At 40.4% G+C, this 16,080-nt stretch carries 10 protein-coding genes; 3 read left to right on the top strand and 7 right to left on the bottom strand.

Translation table 11 applies throughout. From position 1 onward, the window contains the following. Nucleotides 1–23: 23 nt before the first annotated feature. From MKX59_RS03535 to MKX59_RS03515, 5 genes are read right to left on the bottom strand one after another with little or no spacing between them, the layout of a single operon-like run. On the bottom strand, nucleotides 24–3,860 hold the full coding sequence (locus MKX59_RS03535; protein WP_340858988.1) for a glycosyltransferase: 3,837 nt from the start codon (nucleotides 3,858–3,860) through the stop codon (nucleotides 24–26). 42 nt (nucleotides 3,861–3,902) lie between these two features. Beyond that, nucleotides 3,903–4,316 carry an adenylyltransferase/cytidyltransferase family protein gene (locus MKX59_RS03530; protein ID WP_013312205.1) on the bottom strand — a complete coding sequence of 138 codons (414 nt, stop codon included), beginning with the start codon at nucleotides 4,314–4,316 and terminating at the stop codon, nucleotides 3,903–3,905. Then, a complete protein-coding gene (gene asnB, locus MKX59_RS03525) occupies nucleotides 4,313–5,851 on the bottom strand; it encodes an asparagine synthase (glutamine-hydrolyzing) (protein ID WP_340857626.1) in 1,539 nt (512 codons plus the stop codon). Before asnB ends, MKX59_RS03530 begins: the two co-directional genes overlap by 4 nt. A 13-nt stretch (nucleotides 5,852–5,864) precedes the next feature. Continuing rightward, a complete protein-coding gene (locus MKX59_RS03520; protein WP_028542103.1) occupies nucleotides 5,865–7,172 on the bottom strand; it encodes an ABC transporter ATP-binding protein in 1,308 nt (435 codons plus the stop codon). Between the two features lie 10 nt (nucleotides 7,173–7,182). Next, on the bottom strand, nucleotides 7,183–7,971 hold the full coding sequence (locus MKX59_RS03515) for an ABC transporter permease (protein WP_028542104.1): 789 nt from the start codon (nucleotides 7,969–7,971) through the stop codon (nucleotides 7,183–7,185). Nucleotides 7,972–8,121: 150 nt separating this feature from the next. Between MKX59_RS03515 and MKX59_RS03510 the strand changes: the two genes are divergently transcribed. Continuing rightward, a complete protein-coding gene (locus tag MKX59_RS03510; RefSeq protein ID WP_053326210.1) occupies nucleotides 8,122–10,578 on the top strand; it encodes an O-antigen ligase family protein in 2,457 nt (818 codons plus the stop codon). Nucleotides 10,579–10,661: 83 nt separating this feature from the next. On the opposite strand, the gene galU is transcribed toward MKX59_RS03510, so the two are convergent. Then, nucleotides 10,662–11,543, bottom strand: a complete 882-nt coding sequence (gene galU, locus MKX59_RS03505) for a UTP--glucose-1-phosphate uridylyltransferase GalU (protein WP_028542106.1) — start codon at nucleotides 11,541–11,543, stop codon at nucleotides 10,662–10,664. 187 nt (nucleotides 11,544–11,730) lie between these two features. Between galU and MKX59_RS03500 the strand changes: the two genes are divergently transcribed. Both MKX59_RS03500 and MKX59_RS03495 read left to right on the top strand, forming a co-directional pair. After that, nucleotides 11,731–12,762, top strand: a complete 1,032-nt coding sequence (locus MKX59_RS03500) for a glycosyltransferase family 2 protein (protein ID WP_076294076.1) — start codon at nucleotides 11,731–11,733, stop codon at nucleotides 12,760–12,762. Nucleotides 12,763–12,776: 14 nt separating this feature from the next. Next, nucleotides 12,777–13,214 carry a GtrA family protein gene (locus MKX59_RS03495; protein ID WP_223821961.1) on the top strand — a complete coding sequence of 146 codons (438 nt, stop codon included), beginning with the start codon at nucleotides 12,777–12,779 and terminating at the stop codon, nucleotides 13,212–13,214. 136 nt (nucleotides 13,215–13,350) lie between these two features. On the opposite strand, the gene MKX59_RS03490 is transcribed toward MKX59_RS03495, so the two are convergent. Then, entirely contained in the window at nucleotides 13,351–15,861 is a 2,511-nt protein-coding gene (locus MKX59_RS03490) for a U32 family peptidase (protein WP_076294074.1), read from the bottom strand. Between the last annotated feature and the right edge of the window lie 219 nt (nucleotides 15,862–16,080).

Genomic DNA, 16,080 nt, shown 5'->3' with positions numbered 1-16,080 from the left:
AGGCGCCTTTAAAGTTTTATTAATTATCTATACGATCCTGCCAACTGTTTTCGCGAATTCATATCGTTTTCCTTCATTTGTATTAACTCTTCATACGCTTCAACTGTGTATTGTTTATACAGAATATCAATTTCAACGTCTCGATTTTTAGTCGGAATCTTCTGCAAATGATCTAATTCAGCTTTAACAATTTCGAGGTGATTCTTATCTGCCTCAATATCCGATTCCATCGGCGCATACAGATCCTTTTGCAATTGGTAATTGGTTAAAATACTGTTTCGCATTGTCTTTCTAACATGCTCAACAGTATATCGGGAGGTGTCCACATCATGAATGACCTTCATCTTAGGATTAAGACCAACCTTATAGCCGATTTCTCTCATAGCAAAAGATACAACAATTTCTTCTCCTCCAGCGTAATTGTTTCCTTTACGCCCATAGGCGCTTCTAAAGCCCCCAATTCGCATTAGCGCAGCATGTCTAACCGCAAAGTTGGCTCCATAAGGGAACTCCCACTGAAAATTAGAATCGATAATTTCGTCGCCTTCCACAATAAGCTGACTCCAGTATGCTTCAGTACCTGGTTTAACCACTTCAGGCCGTTCCTCGTGTAAATTGAGTATGATATTCCCACCCATGACCCCGATATCGGGACGATCTGAGAATCCTCTGATGGTTTCCTCAAGCAAGTTGGAGTTTGCGATAGCGTCATCATCAATATAGAGTATGACCTCCCCCTCTGCCCCAAATAAACCAACATTACGTGCAAAGGAAAGACCTTTTAATGGAGCCTCCATATATCGCAGGAAGGATTGGTCAATATTATAGGTTGCTCTGAACTCACGAACCAAATGATGAATCTCCTCATTCAGATAATCATTATTTACAACAATAATTTCATAGTCCGCTTTATCCAACGACTGTTCTATGACAGATTTAATCGCATTTGAAAGTTTCTCGCTCCGCTGGTACGTGCAAATAATAACGGATAATCCCTTATTATAAACGGGTTCACTTTCAATTACCGCCTCAATACGGTACAAGTGATCGTTCTTAACCTTCGTATTTATAAGAGAGAACAGAACTTCCGTATCCTGCGCAAAAAAGTCATAGTTGCTATCTGTTTCACCATTCATTTTATCTTTTATTTTCAGATCCCAAGGATAGTCAGCTACAAATGTATCTGTTGTATGCTCTGATTTATCTATAAGCAGTGCATACGTAGACGTTGAAGCATTAAAATCAATAAATTCAAAATCATGGACTTCACCTGTTTTTATATACAAATAGCAAATAGGCGTTGCCAAATTAAGACCAACAATCGTATTCACTTCATCTCTTCCAACCACAGTATGTCCTTTAGTCAGAACATAGTTCTTAAACTCACCAGTTTCAGTAGCATCTCCCTCAATGATCCACACTAATGGGGTCAGATAAAAATCTCTTCTAAAATCATCAAGTACCATGAGTTTATATCTGTTAGAGGTGATGCCCAGTTCTTGATCTAAAGCGGTCAGTGACTTATCGTGCCAGCGATAATCATATATAGGCTCATCGAACGTCACATGTTTGAGCTCAAATAGAGAGTTCACTCTCATCCAGTAATCATAATCTTCAAGGGTATGCTTATAACTAGAATAGTCACCCAATAACTGGGTTACCTTGGCCCTATACATAAAAGCTGCACCAATCGTATTGTTAGGATATACGTTTAACTCCAATGCAGACTTAGGCAGCATAACATTGCCACTGAACTGTGGTTCTTCATACCAGCCATGGTTGGAAATCACTTGACCGGCAGAGTCGATTAACCTCATGTTCGCATACACCATACCAATATTTTCATCACGTTTAAGATCAGCTACCATCTTCTCCAGGAAATTTTCAGGGAGGATATTATCTGCACTTGTCCACGTATGATATTCACCCTTGGCTAGCTTAAAACCTCTAGATAATGTTCTTGGTATCTTACGATTTTCCTGATGAACTACTCTGATACGATGATCTGCTTTAGCATACTTATCAATAATTTCTGCCGTTGAGTCTTTTGAACCATCGTTAATAATAATGAGTTCAAAATACTTGTAAGATTGCTGCAGAATACTATCAATAGCTTTTGATACATAATCCTCACCGTTATATACAGGAAGGACAACCGATATAAGATCCTTCTCAAACTCAATCTCGAACTTATCAAGAGCCAGAGAAAATGAGTTGTCTTTAGATACTTTATAATTGTAAAATTTATACTCATACCAGGTTAATAACTGATTGTAATTCCCTTCATCTTTGCGTAGATCAATCGGCTGATCCCCCGCGTTAGTTCTTTTAAGCTTATGCGACACTTTAGATTTTATCTTTTTCAGTAAAATAGTGGTGCCATAACTTTTCCATACTCTATATCCCTTAAGAACATATATCATTTTGGACTTGTGTAAGATATGTTTAAGTTTATTCGCCATTTTCCACCTTTTAGAGTTATAAATATTATGAATCTCTGTAGACAGTCTTCCATTATATTCTTCCAACTCACTGAACTGGGTGTTCAGTTCATTATATTGACCAAATAGTTGTCTATATTGATGATTTAATATATCCAAGTTGTTTTTTTCATTATTATAATCCTGTGTAAGTTGAACATATTGCTGTTCTAATTCATCTTTCTTTTCAGACAGAGATTTAAAATCTGCTGACATGCTGCTTATTACATTTTCCTGATGATCTCGTGTTTGAATCAATGTGTTAATCTGATCCATATGCTCAACAATGTGTTGTTTTTGCTGCTCTATTTCTTGGCTTTGAGTTTGATTATGAGTTTGTAATTCATTAAATTCATTTTTCAGGCGTGTATGCCCTGCTCTATAAGCATGGTCCACGTCATCTTTTAGAAATCTGTTAATTACATCCATACACTTATCTATCGTCTCTCTTCCTTTAACCGGAAACATCTCTAGAGTAAATTTCCTTCTTTGTTGTATTAGTTGTTCATCTAAGATTGCATTAAGTAAAGTTTGTTTAATATTGCCGTTATCGCTCACAAAAGGAACAATGTTTTGCTGAACTATTTGCTCTTCCAAAGGTAAAATCCCCTCGAAAGATTCTGTTTGGGGATGTTGGAATATTACAATTGGAGTGTCCGTAAACAGCGCATCAAATATAGCTCCAGAGCCGTCAGACAATATCACATCAGCTTCCTCTATTAAATGAACAAGAGAAGCCTTGTGATCAAGCACATCAGGGATATGCAACTTAACTAGACTAACCCGTTCATGCTCCAAAAAAGAAGTGCCATGATGCAATTTCACCTTCATATTAAAGGTATCTGACATTTCTTCAATATGGTTCATAACAAGCTCAATAGACGACTCATTCCCATACGTAGGCAAATAAAGCAAATTATATTTATCCGTTTCGCGCTTCTTCCTTTGAAATTTGGCGTATTTAATCATTCCTACGATTTCTGTCTGAGTGTACGCTGCCAGAACCGAGGAATCATACAGCCCATTACAAAAGATAAAATCGAAATTCCGACTCCATGTATCTAAATTCCAGTTTGGTTTAGCCATTCCATACTGGTATCTAAACTTATAATCGGACTTAACTTCCAAATAATAAGGGAGATAAGGATAGAAAGCTATTTTATATACCTTGTCAGGTACAGAGCTTGTTAGAGTCACTTTTATACCGTTGTTCTTCAAATAATGATAGGTATCTAAGGACATGTCGCCCCAATCTTCTTCTTCAATGTGAGGGACATAAATATCACAAACGATCTGCTTTCTTTCACACTCCTCAATTAAAGGCTTAATCGTTTCATATAAAACTAGATTGTGAATGACAAAAGCTATAGATCTGTTCATATTCACTGCAAAACCTCTTCCTTTCAGGCAAAAATCTTATACTTATTTTCTTAATTTCAGTAATGTCTCATTCAGTAAAGTCGATGATGTACTCTTCGTATAGGGAAAATATATAATTTTCACTCCAACTTCCTTAAACTGCAACTCATACTGGTCCCAACGTTCATTTTGAAACCAATCATCACCAACGAACATTACGTCATATTTTAATTTTTGCCAAACCTCAAATTTATCCATGGAGTCCTGAGGAATTACAGTATCAACAAAGCTGATGTTTCTGACAATCTCAATTCTTTCCTCAAAAGGAATTACTGCTTTTTTGTACTTATATGAAACTAACTCATCTGTTGTCACACCAACAATGAGTTTATCACAGAGTGATTTAGCATTTCTCAACAAATTCAAATGCCCAATATGAAATAAATCGAAGACTCCGGAAGTATAGCCGATAATCATAAGATTTCTCCTAACGTAGTTAAATTGAAGTTAAACCATTTGTCGAATGTCGTCTTCCCTTCAATTTTCTCAGAAGATAGGACTCTTTCAAGTTGAACAGGAAAACCCACCTTTTTTCTGTTTACAATCTCTGCAGGGACAATATCTTTAAAAATTCTCTTGAGAGGAGCCTTAACAACCCCATCCTTCATTTTGTACAGAGAGTCTACACCTGCAAGCCTTTCAATTAATCTATAGTCCAAGAAAGGAGATCTTGCTTCTACGGAATTTAACATTGAGGCACTATCCAGCCTTTTAAGTAACCCTCTCAAATGGGCTTGCTGGAAGAATGCAGCTACGATTTTTTGAGGTGACTTTAACTTCATGAAAGGTGTCAAAGCGTCTTCTACAATCTCTATATCATCTTCAGATCCGTAGGTGTAGAGTTCACTAAAGGCTCGGATATCAAAGTCTGTAGCGCTACTAGCCCATCTGAAAATACGGTCATACCCAAAAAAAAGCTCATCAGCGCCTTCTCCGCTTAATATGACTGTATTTTTAGCAGATGCTTGCTGAGTCATATGATACAGTAACACTTCGTTGGGCACAGACAGAGGCTCTTTTTTTACAGTTATAAGCTCTCGAGCTAATGATAAAAAGTGATCAGGTTCAAACAATATCGGATGATGAATGGTATTGTATCTTGTTGCTGCGATTTCAGACCACTGAAACTCATTATAATCTTCAAAACCAACAGTCCAAGTATGCTCTACTCTGGCAAGTGCAGTAATAATCGTGCTGTCCAATCCCCCGCTTAGGTAACTTCCAATTTCAACATCTGCGATCTTACGGTACTCTACTGCAGAGCGAATTAGAAACTCAAGTTCCTCATCGGAAGGAGGTTCTTTTTCAGAGTAATCAATTTCCCAATATTTAATAAATTCGCCATTCTCGTAATAATATCCTGGTGGAAACTCTTTTATTTCATTATAGATAGTACGATCATTAAAAAAGCATCTCATCTTTTTATATTGTCTTACGGCTTCTTGATCTATAGAAATGTTGTGGACTAATGGGAGCAATGGAGCAATTTCAGAACTGAAAATGAACTTTTCCCCATATCTGTTGTAATAAAGCGGTTTTACTCCCATACGATCTCGTGCTACAAAAAATGATTTCTGCTGGACGTCTAAAACAATAAAACTGAACATTCCATTAAGCCAATTCAACATTTGGGGACCATATTGAATATAAAGCTTCAATAAAAGTTCAGTATCTGAGTTTGTTCTCATTTGAATTGAATAATTGGAGGCTAATTCTTTATAATTATAAATCTCTCCGTTAAATATAATCACATATCTTCCGTCATCAGAGAAAAAAGGCTGATCACTTCTCCGATCCAAATCTAAGATACTTAATCTGTTATGCCCCAGCATAAAGTTTTCACTCTGATATACACAAAGTGGGGCCGTAGGCCCCCGGTGTTTCATTATATTTAATGAATTAAGAAATACTTCTTTATTTATGGCTACATTAGAAAACAAAATCCCACACATTTTATCACCAGCCTTAATTAATGACTTGCAAATCTATTGTGTTATCTACAAATATTAATCCTGGTACGTAATTATTCTCTGGCTTAGGAACCTCAAAAACAGCTGCTATACTTACGCTATCCAGATAAAGAGGCTCAAAAGGCTTAGGCTTCAAACCAATAGAAATGGTGTATTTACCACTTTCAGATAATAGATTACGGAAATTAAAGTTAACCTCCAGAATGCCCCCCGCTTGCATTTTCGGAACTAATTTTGCTTTATTATAGATATTCATGCCAAACACATCGACACCAGTATGGTTTCTAACCATGTAGCCAATGGTTCCCTCAGAATCTATATCTTTATAATATTGTGCCAATAAACGCAAAGTAACCATTTCTCCAAAAGGGACCTGGTTAACAACTTCTCCATTGACTAACAAGTCTGCTCTTATAAAGCGCGCATCTCCCGTTCCAGAACGAAACTCATTAGCACGTTTTGCAAAAGCAGGGTCCTCTTCTAATAGCAACAGCGAACTTTTCTTATCTGTTTCAGAATTAACAAATACATCCAAAGATTGAACACGTTTCATATCTGCAATTTCCTGGTTAACAATGTTTTCATAAATTTGTGCTACACGTTTCACTGGACCAATTTCGACCATGTGTCCTTTATCAATCAGCAGCGCTGTATCACAAAAACTTTTAATGGTATCCATGGAATGTGAGACAAATAAAACCGTACTTTTTTTGGAGAGCTCTTTCATTTTGGTAATACATTTTGCCTGAAAATAAATATCTCCAACAGACAAGGCCTCATCCACAATCAAAATATCTGGATCAACATTGATAGCTACTGCAAAGGCTAAACGGGCAAACATACCACTGGAGTACATTTTGACTGGTTGATTAATGAAGTCCCCGATATCCGCGAAGGATACAATAGATTCAAGTTTACCATCCATCTCTATTTTGCTATACCCCATAAGGGTTCCGTTCAAATATATGTTTTCCATTCCTGTTAAATCCGGATTAAAACCCGCGCCCAATTCCAAAAGAGCAGCAACTTTCCCATTCACTTTAATGCTTCCGTTGGTGGGAGTAATCACGCCTGTGATCATCTTTAAAAGAGTCGATTTTCCAGAACCATTTTTACCAATAATACCAATCGCTTGTCCTTTATTTATGGAAAAGGACAGGTCACTGATGGCCTTAAATTCAGAATGATACTTTTTTTTAAAGGGATGAACAGCCTCTTTTAATCGCTCATTGGGATTATCATATATTTTATATATTTTAGTGACGTTATTAACTTCCACAGCAACTGATTCTGTTTGATTCATCATTTTCTCCTCACAATACATCTGCAAAATGAGATTTCATTTTTTTGAAAATTTTGATTCCTATAGTACCTGCGATAATCACAATAGCCCAAAAGTAGATCGTCATTGATGGATGCTCCCAGAACCATTTGTGATCAATAAAAGTATCCCGATATCCTTCGACGATATAAAAAACAGGATTTAGTTTAAAGAAAAATTGATACTTATCCTCAACAATATTTAAATTCCAGAAGATCGGCGTAAGCCAAAAGAATAGCTGAATAAATACCGCAACAACTTGACCAACATCCTTTACAAAAACAACTAATGTCGCTGTTATGTAAGAAATGGACAAGGAAAGAAAAATCGTGGCTAATAAATAATAAAGGATTTGAATGTTATAAATCGTAAATTCAACATTGTATATTTTAAACATAATGAAAAGAACAATGATAAAAAATACATGTACAAAAAGAGCAGACAAAATTTTCACCATCGGCAGCAAACCAACTCGGAAAACAATCTTCTTTACCAAATAATTGTTTTCTATAATACTATTGGTTGCAGTTGCTAAGCTTTCAGAAAAGAATAACCAAGGCACCATTCCTGTTAATAACCAAAGTATAAAGGGAGTATCTCCAATAGGTACATTTTTAAAACCAACCTGAAATACGACCCAATAAACAAGTATAGATACCATAGGATGTATAAAAGCCCAGAGTACCCCCATAAATGAACCAAGGTATCTAGATTTAATATCTTTTTTAGACAATTCCCAGAGTAACTTTAAATTTTTCGAAAAGTTTTGAGTTAAATTCATACGAGTGTGTCACGACCTTAAACATGGTTTGGTAAGTCTCTTATAATACAAAAAAGTAAAAATTTGACATGATTACTCTTGCGATATGGCTCTAACAGCTACGATATGCTAAAATGTTGACGTATCTACAAGAAAAGGAGATTGTAAACCTTGTCGAATCCAGTATACGGGAAACAGGCCAAAACGTCGACCCGTGACGATAAAAGGCCGGCTATGTTTTGGGTGTTAATTGTTGGCATGATTCTGTTTTTAGCTTGGGCTCCCTTCCAGGCTGCACTTTTTAATGGGCAAATGCTCGATTTTGAAAAGCCTCTCTATTGGGCTGTTATCATCGCCTCGATTCTGTTGATCCTGGCAATCGTATCTTATTATAAGAAATTCAAGCTGGAAGAGCAAAGGGATTGGCTGGCTGTATTAGTACTGCTGCTTCCCCTGTCTTATGTGCTTTCACTGACTTCAGCAGCTTCGCATTACCTGGCCATGAATATGGTGGTGGTACAGTGCATATATGCCGCTCTGTTTATCATCTCAATCTATCTACTACAAGATCGCTTAGGCAATAAGATTATTCACAACCTGATTATGACTGTTGCTTATGTCATTGTAGGCTTTGGCTTTATTAACTGGTTTGGACAGTGGGTACTTGCCGGCAAGATGGTAGGCTGGTTTACCCAATATGTGTATCAATATCGTTATACCAATGCAGTTATGACAGATACAAATGGTCTCCGGCTGACATCAGTATTTCAATATGCGAATACATATGCCGCCTTTCTAATGGCTTTCCTATTCGCTGCCGTTTTTTGTTTAATGAAATCAAAATCATGGTATGGCAAGGCTACTCATGGTTTCATGTTGGTGCCCATCCTGGTCTCGTTATTCCTGACCTTGTCACGGGGCGGTCTGGTTATGTTGCCAGTCGTTTTCGTACTGCTCTTGCTCTTCTTTAAACCAGCACGTCAGATTATATGGATTTTGCATTGTGCCATTGCTGGTGTAGCGTCAATATCTATCTTGGCGCCAATTACAAATATGGGTTTACAACTCAACAAGACCTACAACGGCGGAGAGGCTGCGAAGGCTTGGGGGTTACTTATTGGTGTCTCCCTGGCTGTAGCTGTCGTACTGTGGCTTGTTGAACGTTATCTGGCACCGAAGTTGGAAAATGCCCTCAAAGGATGGGCCTCCCGCAAGTTATCCAACCTGTGGCTACCTGTTGGATCAGTTGTGGTGATTGGCTTGCTGGCTTTTCTGTTTATTGGAACTGGCCTGCGCAGCGTACTACCAGAAAACGTCCAGGTACGGTTTGAAAATATCAATTTCCGGCAGCATAGTGTACTGGAACGACTTGTATTCTATCAGGATGCTGCCAAATTGATTAAAGATCATCCTGTTATTGGCACCGGCGGCGGCGGTTGGGCTACTTTATACGAGAAATACCAAGATTATCCTTACACAAGCCGTCAGGCCCATAACTTCTTCATGCAGTATCTGGTTGAAGTTGGTATTCTCGGTTTTGTAATTTTCATGTCATTTATCTTATATATTTTCTATAAATATATCCGTAGCTATATGAGACAAGATGATGAAGAACGGGATTCTCACTTCCTGTATCTCATTTTGGCACTCTCAATCTTACTTCATAGCTTGCTAGACTTTAATCTGAGTTACGTGTTCATGGGCATACTGGTATTTGTGAGTCTCGGTGGTATGGCCGCTGCTATGGACAGCAAGCCGCTTAAACGCCTGTCCATGAGTGCTTCCGGATTCCGAATCATGTATAGTGCAGTCATCGGCATTCTAAGCATTGTGGTGCTTTTTGCAGGTCTCCGCTTCGTGCAATCGGCCAATGCTGCCACATCTGCCAAACAGATCATGGCGGTCAGCACATCTTTTGAGGAAATCCAAAGTGCCATTAATAAGGATCTTGAACTTCGTCCTACGCACCCAGATTCGGTTATAAGATTGGCTGCACTGTACAAGAATGTGTATGATCAAACGAAAAAAGAGGAATTTTATAACGCTGCAATAGAGGTACTTAATACGGGCCTGAAGGCAGAACCGTATAATAAAATCATGTATAACTCCAAAGTTAACCTTTTAAAAGCAAAAGGTGAGCATGAGCAAGCCTTCAGTATTTTGGAAAATAACATTTCCAACTTTGTCTGGGACAATGACTGGTACAATATGTTGATTACCCAAGCTTACACTATTGGTAATAAGGCACATGAGCAGAAAGACACAGCCAAGGAACAGAAATATTTCCAAGCAGGTCTCGCTGCTTATCAGAAGGTTCTGGATGGGGTAGCTCATATTAAGACGGTTCCACCTGAAATTGAGTTGACACGTACTTTTGAAGTAACTCCGGGTATTGCGCTCAGTACTGGAAAAATTGAGTTCATGTCAGGTAAGCCTGCTGAGGCTGCAAGCATCCTCAAAAACGGCTTGAAAGACGACCTGAGCGACGCTACAAATCGTGAGATTGCTCGATATTATATCGTCGCTCTGCAAAAGCAAGGGCAGGATGACAAAGCATTGTACGATAAACTAATAAAAGCTGATCCGAAGGAAAAAGAGCAAATTGCTCAGTTAAAATCGGAGAAATAGCAGAAAAAAAGAGACTATCAGATGATGTTATATCATCCGGTAGTCTCTTTTTTATTTTGATAAGGTGAGGTTAGGTGAGCTGTCTATTTTTGTTGGTCAATCTTTTCAATAACCTGTCTCATATAAGCCAGTACTTCATCCTTGATTTCGTTATGCTGCAGAGCATAATGAATAGTAGTTTCAATGAATCCCAATTTCTCGCCAACATCATGGCGATTCCCGTCAAACTCGTAGGCCAGGATCGGATTCTTTTCTCCCAGCTTGGACAATGCGTCCGTCAATTGAATCTCCCCGCCTACTCCCGCAGATTGCTGGCCCAGGATATCAAAAATATCAGGCGTCAAGATATAACGTCCCATAATCGCCAAGTTGGAGGTTGCTTCTTCCTTCTTTGGCTTTTCTACCAATCGTTCCGCCTCAGAGATTTTGGAAGTAAGTGCATGACCTTCAACTATGCCGTAACGATGTACCTCGTTCCAATCCACTTGTTTTACACCTACAACAGAACGCTGATACTCATCGAACACGTCTATCATCTGTTTGAGGCACGGATTCTCAGACTCAACGATGTCATCCCCTAAAAGGACGGCAAAAGGTTCGTCACCGATAAACTTACGTGCACACCAGATAGCGTGCCCCAACCCTTTGGGTTCCTTTTGACGAATATAGTGGATATCTGCCATCTCCGATGGTTTACGCACTTCATTGAGCAGATCCCATTTTTCCTTCGCAGTCAAATTATGCTCCAGCTCAAAGGAGTAGTCAAAATGATCCTCAATCGCCCTTTTGCCTTTACCAGTAACGATAATGATATCCTCTATACCAGATGCAACAGCCTCTTCAATAATATATTGAATTGTTGGTTTGTCTACAATGGGAAGCATCTCTTTAGGCATCGCTTTCGTAGCAGGAAGGAACCGGGTCCCTAATCCCGCAGCAGGAATAATCGCTTTACGGATTTTCATAGGTTAAAACTCCTTTTCAACAAAACTTACTAAATTATCAATAATTCGAGTAACGTTTGTAAATTGCTAATAGTTTATTATAGCACTTAGTCATTGCAATGTTATATACTTTAAGTAAACCATATTATAAACTAAAAAAGATAGAAAATTGAGTACCAGATATGCCAAAATTTGAGGAGAGAGTTCTTTGGATTCAATAATCAGTAACCCTGTTTTAACGTTAGTTATTCCCTGTTATAACGAAGAAGAGGTACTGCCTGAAACTATAAGCAGACTTACGGTCATTCTTGAGGAGTTGGCAGAGAGTCAGCTCATTTCTAAACATAGTAAAATGTTGTTTGTTGATGATGGTAGCCGTGATAAAACATGGGACATCATAGCATCATATAATCTAAAAAATCCTTTTGTCAGTGGTCTCAAATTGGCGAAAAATGCTGGCCATCAAAACGCTCTATTATCTGGGTTAATGGAAGCTAAAGAGACATCTGATTGTGTAATATCCGTTGACGCCGACCTGCAGGATGATCTCAATGCCATCCGAGAATTTATAATAAAATTCAAAGAAGGTTATGACATCGTATATGGGGTTCGAAAAAGTAGAACCACCGACACATTCTTCAAGCGTTCAACAGCCCAAGGCTTTTATCGTGTTATGAGTAAAATGGGAGTCAATATTGTATACAATCATGCGGATTACCGTTTAATGAGCAAAAGAGTTCTCCAGGAATTAAGCAACTTTAAAGAGGTCAATCTTTTTTTACGTGGTCTAGTTCCGTTAATAGGTTATAAGTCTACTGAAGTTTATTACGATCGACATGAACGCTTTGCAGGAGAATCCAAATATCCTTTAAAGAAAATGCTCGCTTTTGCTTTCGATGGAATCACTTCATTTAGTATAACCCCAATCCGGCTTATCTCAGCTGTAGGTTTTGCAATGTTTGGCATAAGCTTATTAATAGCTGTGTATACCATTATTAGTAAGCTCCTTGGAACCACTGTCTGGGGCTGGTCTTCTTTAATGTTGTCCATCTGGTTTATAGGTGGTCTGCAACTTGTAGCACTGGGGCTCATTGGCGAATATATCGGTAAAATATATAAAGAGGTAAAACAAAGACCCAAATATATTATTGAGACCCTATTAGATTCCCAAAGCACCCTAGATACTGAAAACACAAAAAAAGTGAAAAATAGTGAAAGGGAAGCTGTGGCTGTCCAATAAACAGATGCGAACAGGTGACTAATTTGACTTTATTTCAGAATAGCTTTTTCCGTTTTCTTGTCGTAGGTGTCCTAAATACAATATGCGGCATGTCCGTCATGTTCTTGCTCTTTAATACTTTAGGGACTAACTACTGGTTATCGACCTTTATTGGTAATTCTGTAGGTGCTACTGTAAGCTATTTCTTAAACAAAAGATTTACTTTCAAAAACAATGCAAGCCATGGACAGACCATTTGGAAGTTTGTCTTTATCATATTGATATGCTATTTGCTATCGTATTGTCTCAGCTATCTAATCAGCCACTTCCTGATCTCAAGTCTGAGTATTAAAAACAATGCAATTTTAGGCAATCTGTCCATCTTAATCGGGAATATTTTTTATACTTTAATTAATTATGTCGGGCAAAAGTTCATTGTTTTTTCAAAAAAAACAAAAGCCCAAAAAGTATAACGATACGAGATTCATGGTAGTTCAGATGAACTTATTGATAAAAATAGGGTATGTGCTCTCAACGCACATACCCTATTTTTTCTTTTTCTACGTTCAAATATCAAAATAAATAACTGTGATAACCTATAGCATCCTTTTACTTCACCAGCTGCCCACGTGTAACACCCAACTGATTCGTTGCTTTAAGCGTCTTCCATACTTGTGTTCCGCTGATTTCTCCGCGCAGGGCACGGTTATAGAGATCAATAACTTCATGCACTTGCTCCGGTGTCTCCTCCAAAAATTCCACGCGGTAACGGGACACGCCCAGCTCCAGGAAGTTGGACAGGTATTCCGCGCCGGATTGCTCAATCGCGTTGTATACCGTGTTGCGGCAGCCTTCGTCCACACGGACCGGATGAGACATACCAATTCGATCACGCAGGGATGCGCGATGGTCCTCACACGGACGTCCACAGTTAGTGTAGTCGGTGCCTTCACTCATAAAGGTACAGTATACGCAATGTTCAGTATGGAACATTGGCATATGCTGCTGGATCACAATCTCCAGCTTATCGGTACGCGTACGTCTGAGCATATCGACCATTTGCTGAATGTTCAGATCGTACGAAGGCGTAACCAAGTCGCAGCCGGAATCCAGGAACAGATCAGCCGCTTTATGGTTGGCTATGTTCAGCGAGAAGTCACCAATCAATTGCGGGTGATGTGCGTCCGGGTTCTCCAACCGATGTCGCAAGTAGAAATAGAGTGCCCCTGGATTGCGTACCAACACAGCATCCGGCTTCAGGCGCAGGATGTTGTTGTGGTAGCCATTTTCACCCGGCATGTGGATACGCGGGGTCGCTAGTGCAATTCGGCGGCCTACAGCATGCACAGCCTCTACGGCTGCCGGGAATTGCTTGATGAACTCGAAATCGGCGTAAATGAATTCCACGCCGGCCTCAAGCGCAGCCTCCACCTGAGGGAGGCTGCGGCACAGCGCGGTCAGCTCTGCCTGACCGCGTGCCACAGACGATGCCGGAGTCGATGCATCGTCATACACCTCGACCGTCCGCTTCGTGTACACGGGCGGTTTGGGGCGCTCGCCCGCGAGCAGTTCCACCGCCTGACGGCGGATACCGTTCAGCTCGCGCATCGGCACGATGACGTCCCCATGCAGATGGACGTCCAGCTCTTCCAGCTGGAACACCGTTCCGCCCAGTCGTCCAAACTGCTCTTCGAGCAGTTCGTGCGTCATCGGACGCTTCTGGGCAATCTCCAGTTCCAGCTCGGAGTCCACGCGGACCGTTGTGCCCTTCTGCACGTCGGTCCACCACGTCGACAGCGGTTGCCCCGGGGAGCCGCTGACCCGCACATGTACCGGGAAGACACGGTACGGCTTGTCCGTGTCATATGACTGGCGCAGACGCTTGTCCAGCGCCGGGTCGTTGGTCTTCCAAATGCGGTCGCCCACGTGTACACGGCGCAGATCCACATCGTTGCGTCCCGCTACGATGTCAATGATCCAGCCTTCTCCGGCTTCGCCTTCAATCTTCACGCCCTTGCGACGGATATCGTATACGCGTCCGCCTTCTTCTTTTTGCGTGGGATCTCCCGCATCGAATACAATACCATCGCCACGCTTGAGCGGTGCATCAATACGGCAAACTACGCCATCACGAAGGATTTGTTCCACTCGGCCCAGATACACCCCCCGGCTTTTCGGGAACGTACCGTCAACCAGCTTCTTGTTATTGGTTCCTTCGAGGAAACCGTGCGTAAAGCCGCGTGAAAAGCTCTGCTGCAGCTCGCGGATATCTTCTTTGCTTGTTTTGGACGTATCGCCATCAAAATACTTATCAATGGCCTTGCGGTACTTGCTGACCACATTTGCCACATATTCAGGTGTTTTCAGTCGTCCTTCAATCTTAAAAGAAACAACACCCGCGTCGATCAGTTCAGGCATCAAGTCAATCGCTGCTAGATCCTTAGGTGACAGTAGATACGTCACATCCGCCATTGGTTTCTGCTCTCCATCCACCATCAGATCGTAAGGCAAACGACATGCCTGTGCACACTCACCACGGTTAGCAGAGCGGCCGCCCCACATTTCTGAAGTCAGGCATTGGCCAGAATAAGATACGCATAATGCTCCATGTACGAATACCTCCATTGGAAGTCTCGCCTGATCGCCTATTTTTTGGATCTGTTTCAGGTTGTTTTCGCGTCCAAGCACGACCCGTTCCATATTGTACGGCTTTGTAAACTCTACCGCTTCCGGCGAGGTAATCGTCATTTGGGTAGAACCATGGATCGGAAAATCCGGTGAAATGTCGCGGATCATTTTCACCAAGCCCATATCCTGGACAATTAAGGCATCGACTCCAGCATCAATACAGGCATCGACCAGCTCCTTAGCGTCCTCCAACTCGTTTTCAAATACCAATATATTGAATGTTAAAAAACCTTTAACCCCATAGCTATGCAAAAACGCCATAATTTCAGGCAGTTCCTCCATGCGGAAATTATTCGCCCGTGCCCGTGCGTTGAACTTTTCCACCCCGAAAAAGATCGCATCAGCCCCGTTTGCCACCGCCGCACGCATACAATCCCAGTCACCAGCTGGTGCCAGAAGCTCAACATCTTCTCTTCGTACTACTGATTTCATCTTTGTCCTCCCTATATGGAGAAATAACTGATTAACCTTGAGCTAAACGTTATTTTCCAGAGCAGCGATGCTGCTTATTTTATAGCCCTATGAATTATCATCCTATCCGATCATCCCCACTCTGAACCACTAGCTCGAGGGATAAATGGCATCCAACTCAAAAAATCCGCATCACGAACATTTGCGGCATAATCATTCTTATCTTGTAACTAATCTAGT

Source organism: Paenibacillus sp. FSL R7-0340, assembly GCF_038002205.1.
Classification (GTDB): domain Bacteria; phylum Bacillota; class Bacilli; order Paenibacillales; family Paenibacillaceae; genus Paenibacillus; species Paenibacillus polymyxa_B.
This window is presented reverse-complemented; position numbering and strand designations above follow the sequence as displayed.

Bases quoted from the DNA above. Each gene is read 5' to 3' on its own strand.
- MKX59_RS03535 (WP_340858988.1), bottom strand. From the start codon at position 3,860: ATGAACAGATCTATAGCTTTTGTCATTCACAATCTAGTTTTATATGAA.
- MKX59_RS03530 (WP_013312205.1), bottom strand. From the start codon at position 4,316: ATGATTATCGGCTATACTTCCGGAGTCTTCGATTTATTTCATATTGGG.
- asnB (WP_340857626.1), bottom strand. From the start codon at position 5,851: ATGTGTGGGATTTTGTTTTCTAATGTAGCCATAAATAAAGAAGTATTT.
- MKX59_RS03520 (WP_028542103.1), bottom strand. From the start codon at position 7,172: ATGAATCAAACAGAATCAGTTGCTGTGGAAGTTAATAACGTCACTAAA.
- MKX59_RS03515 (WP_028542104.1), bottom strand. From the start codon at position 7,971: ATGAATTTAACTCAAAACTTTTCGAAAAATTTAAAGTTACTCTGGGAA.
- galU (WP_028542106.1), bottom strand. From the start codon at position 11,543: ATGAAAATCCGTAAAGCGATTATTCCTGCTGCGGGATTAGGGACCCGG.
- MKX59_RS03490 (WP_076294074.1), bottom strand. From the start codon at position 15,861: ATGAAATCAGTAGTACGAAGAGAAGATGTTGAGCTTCTGGCACCAGCT.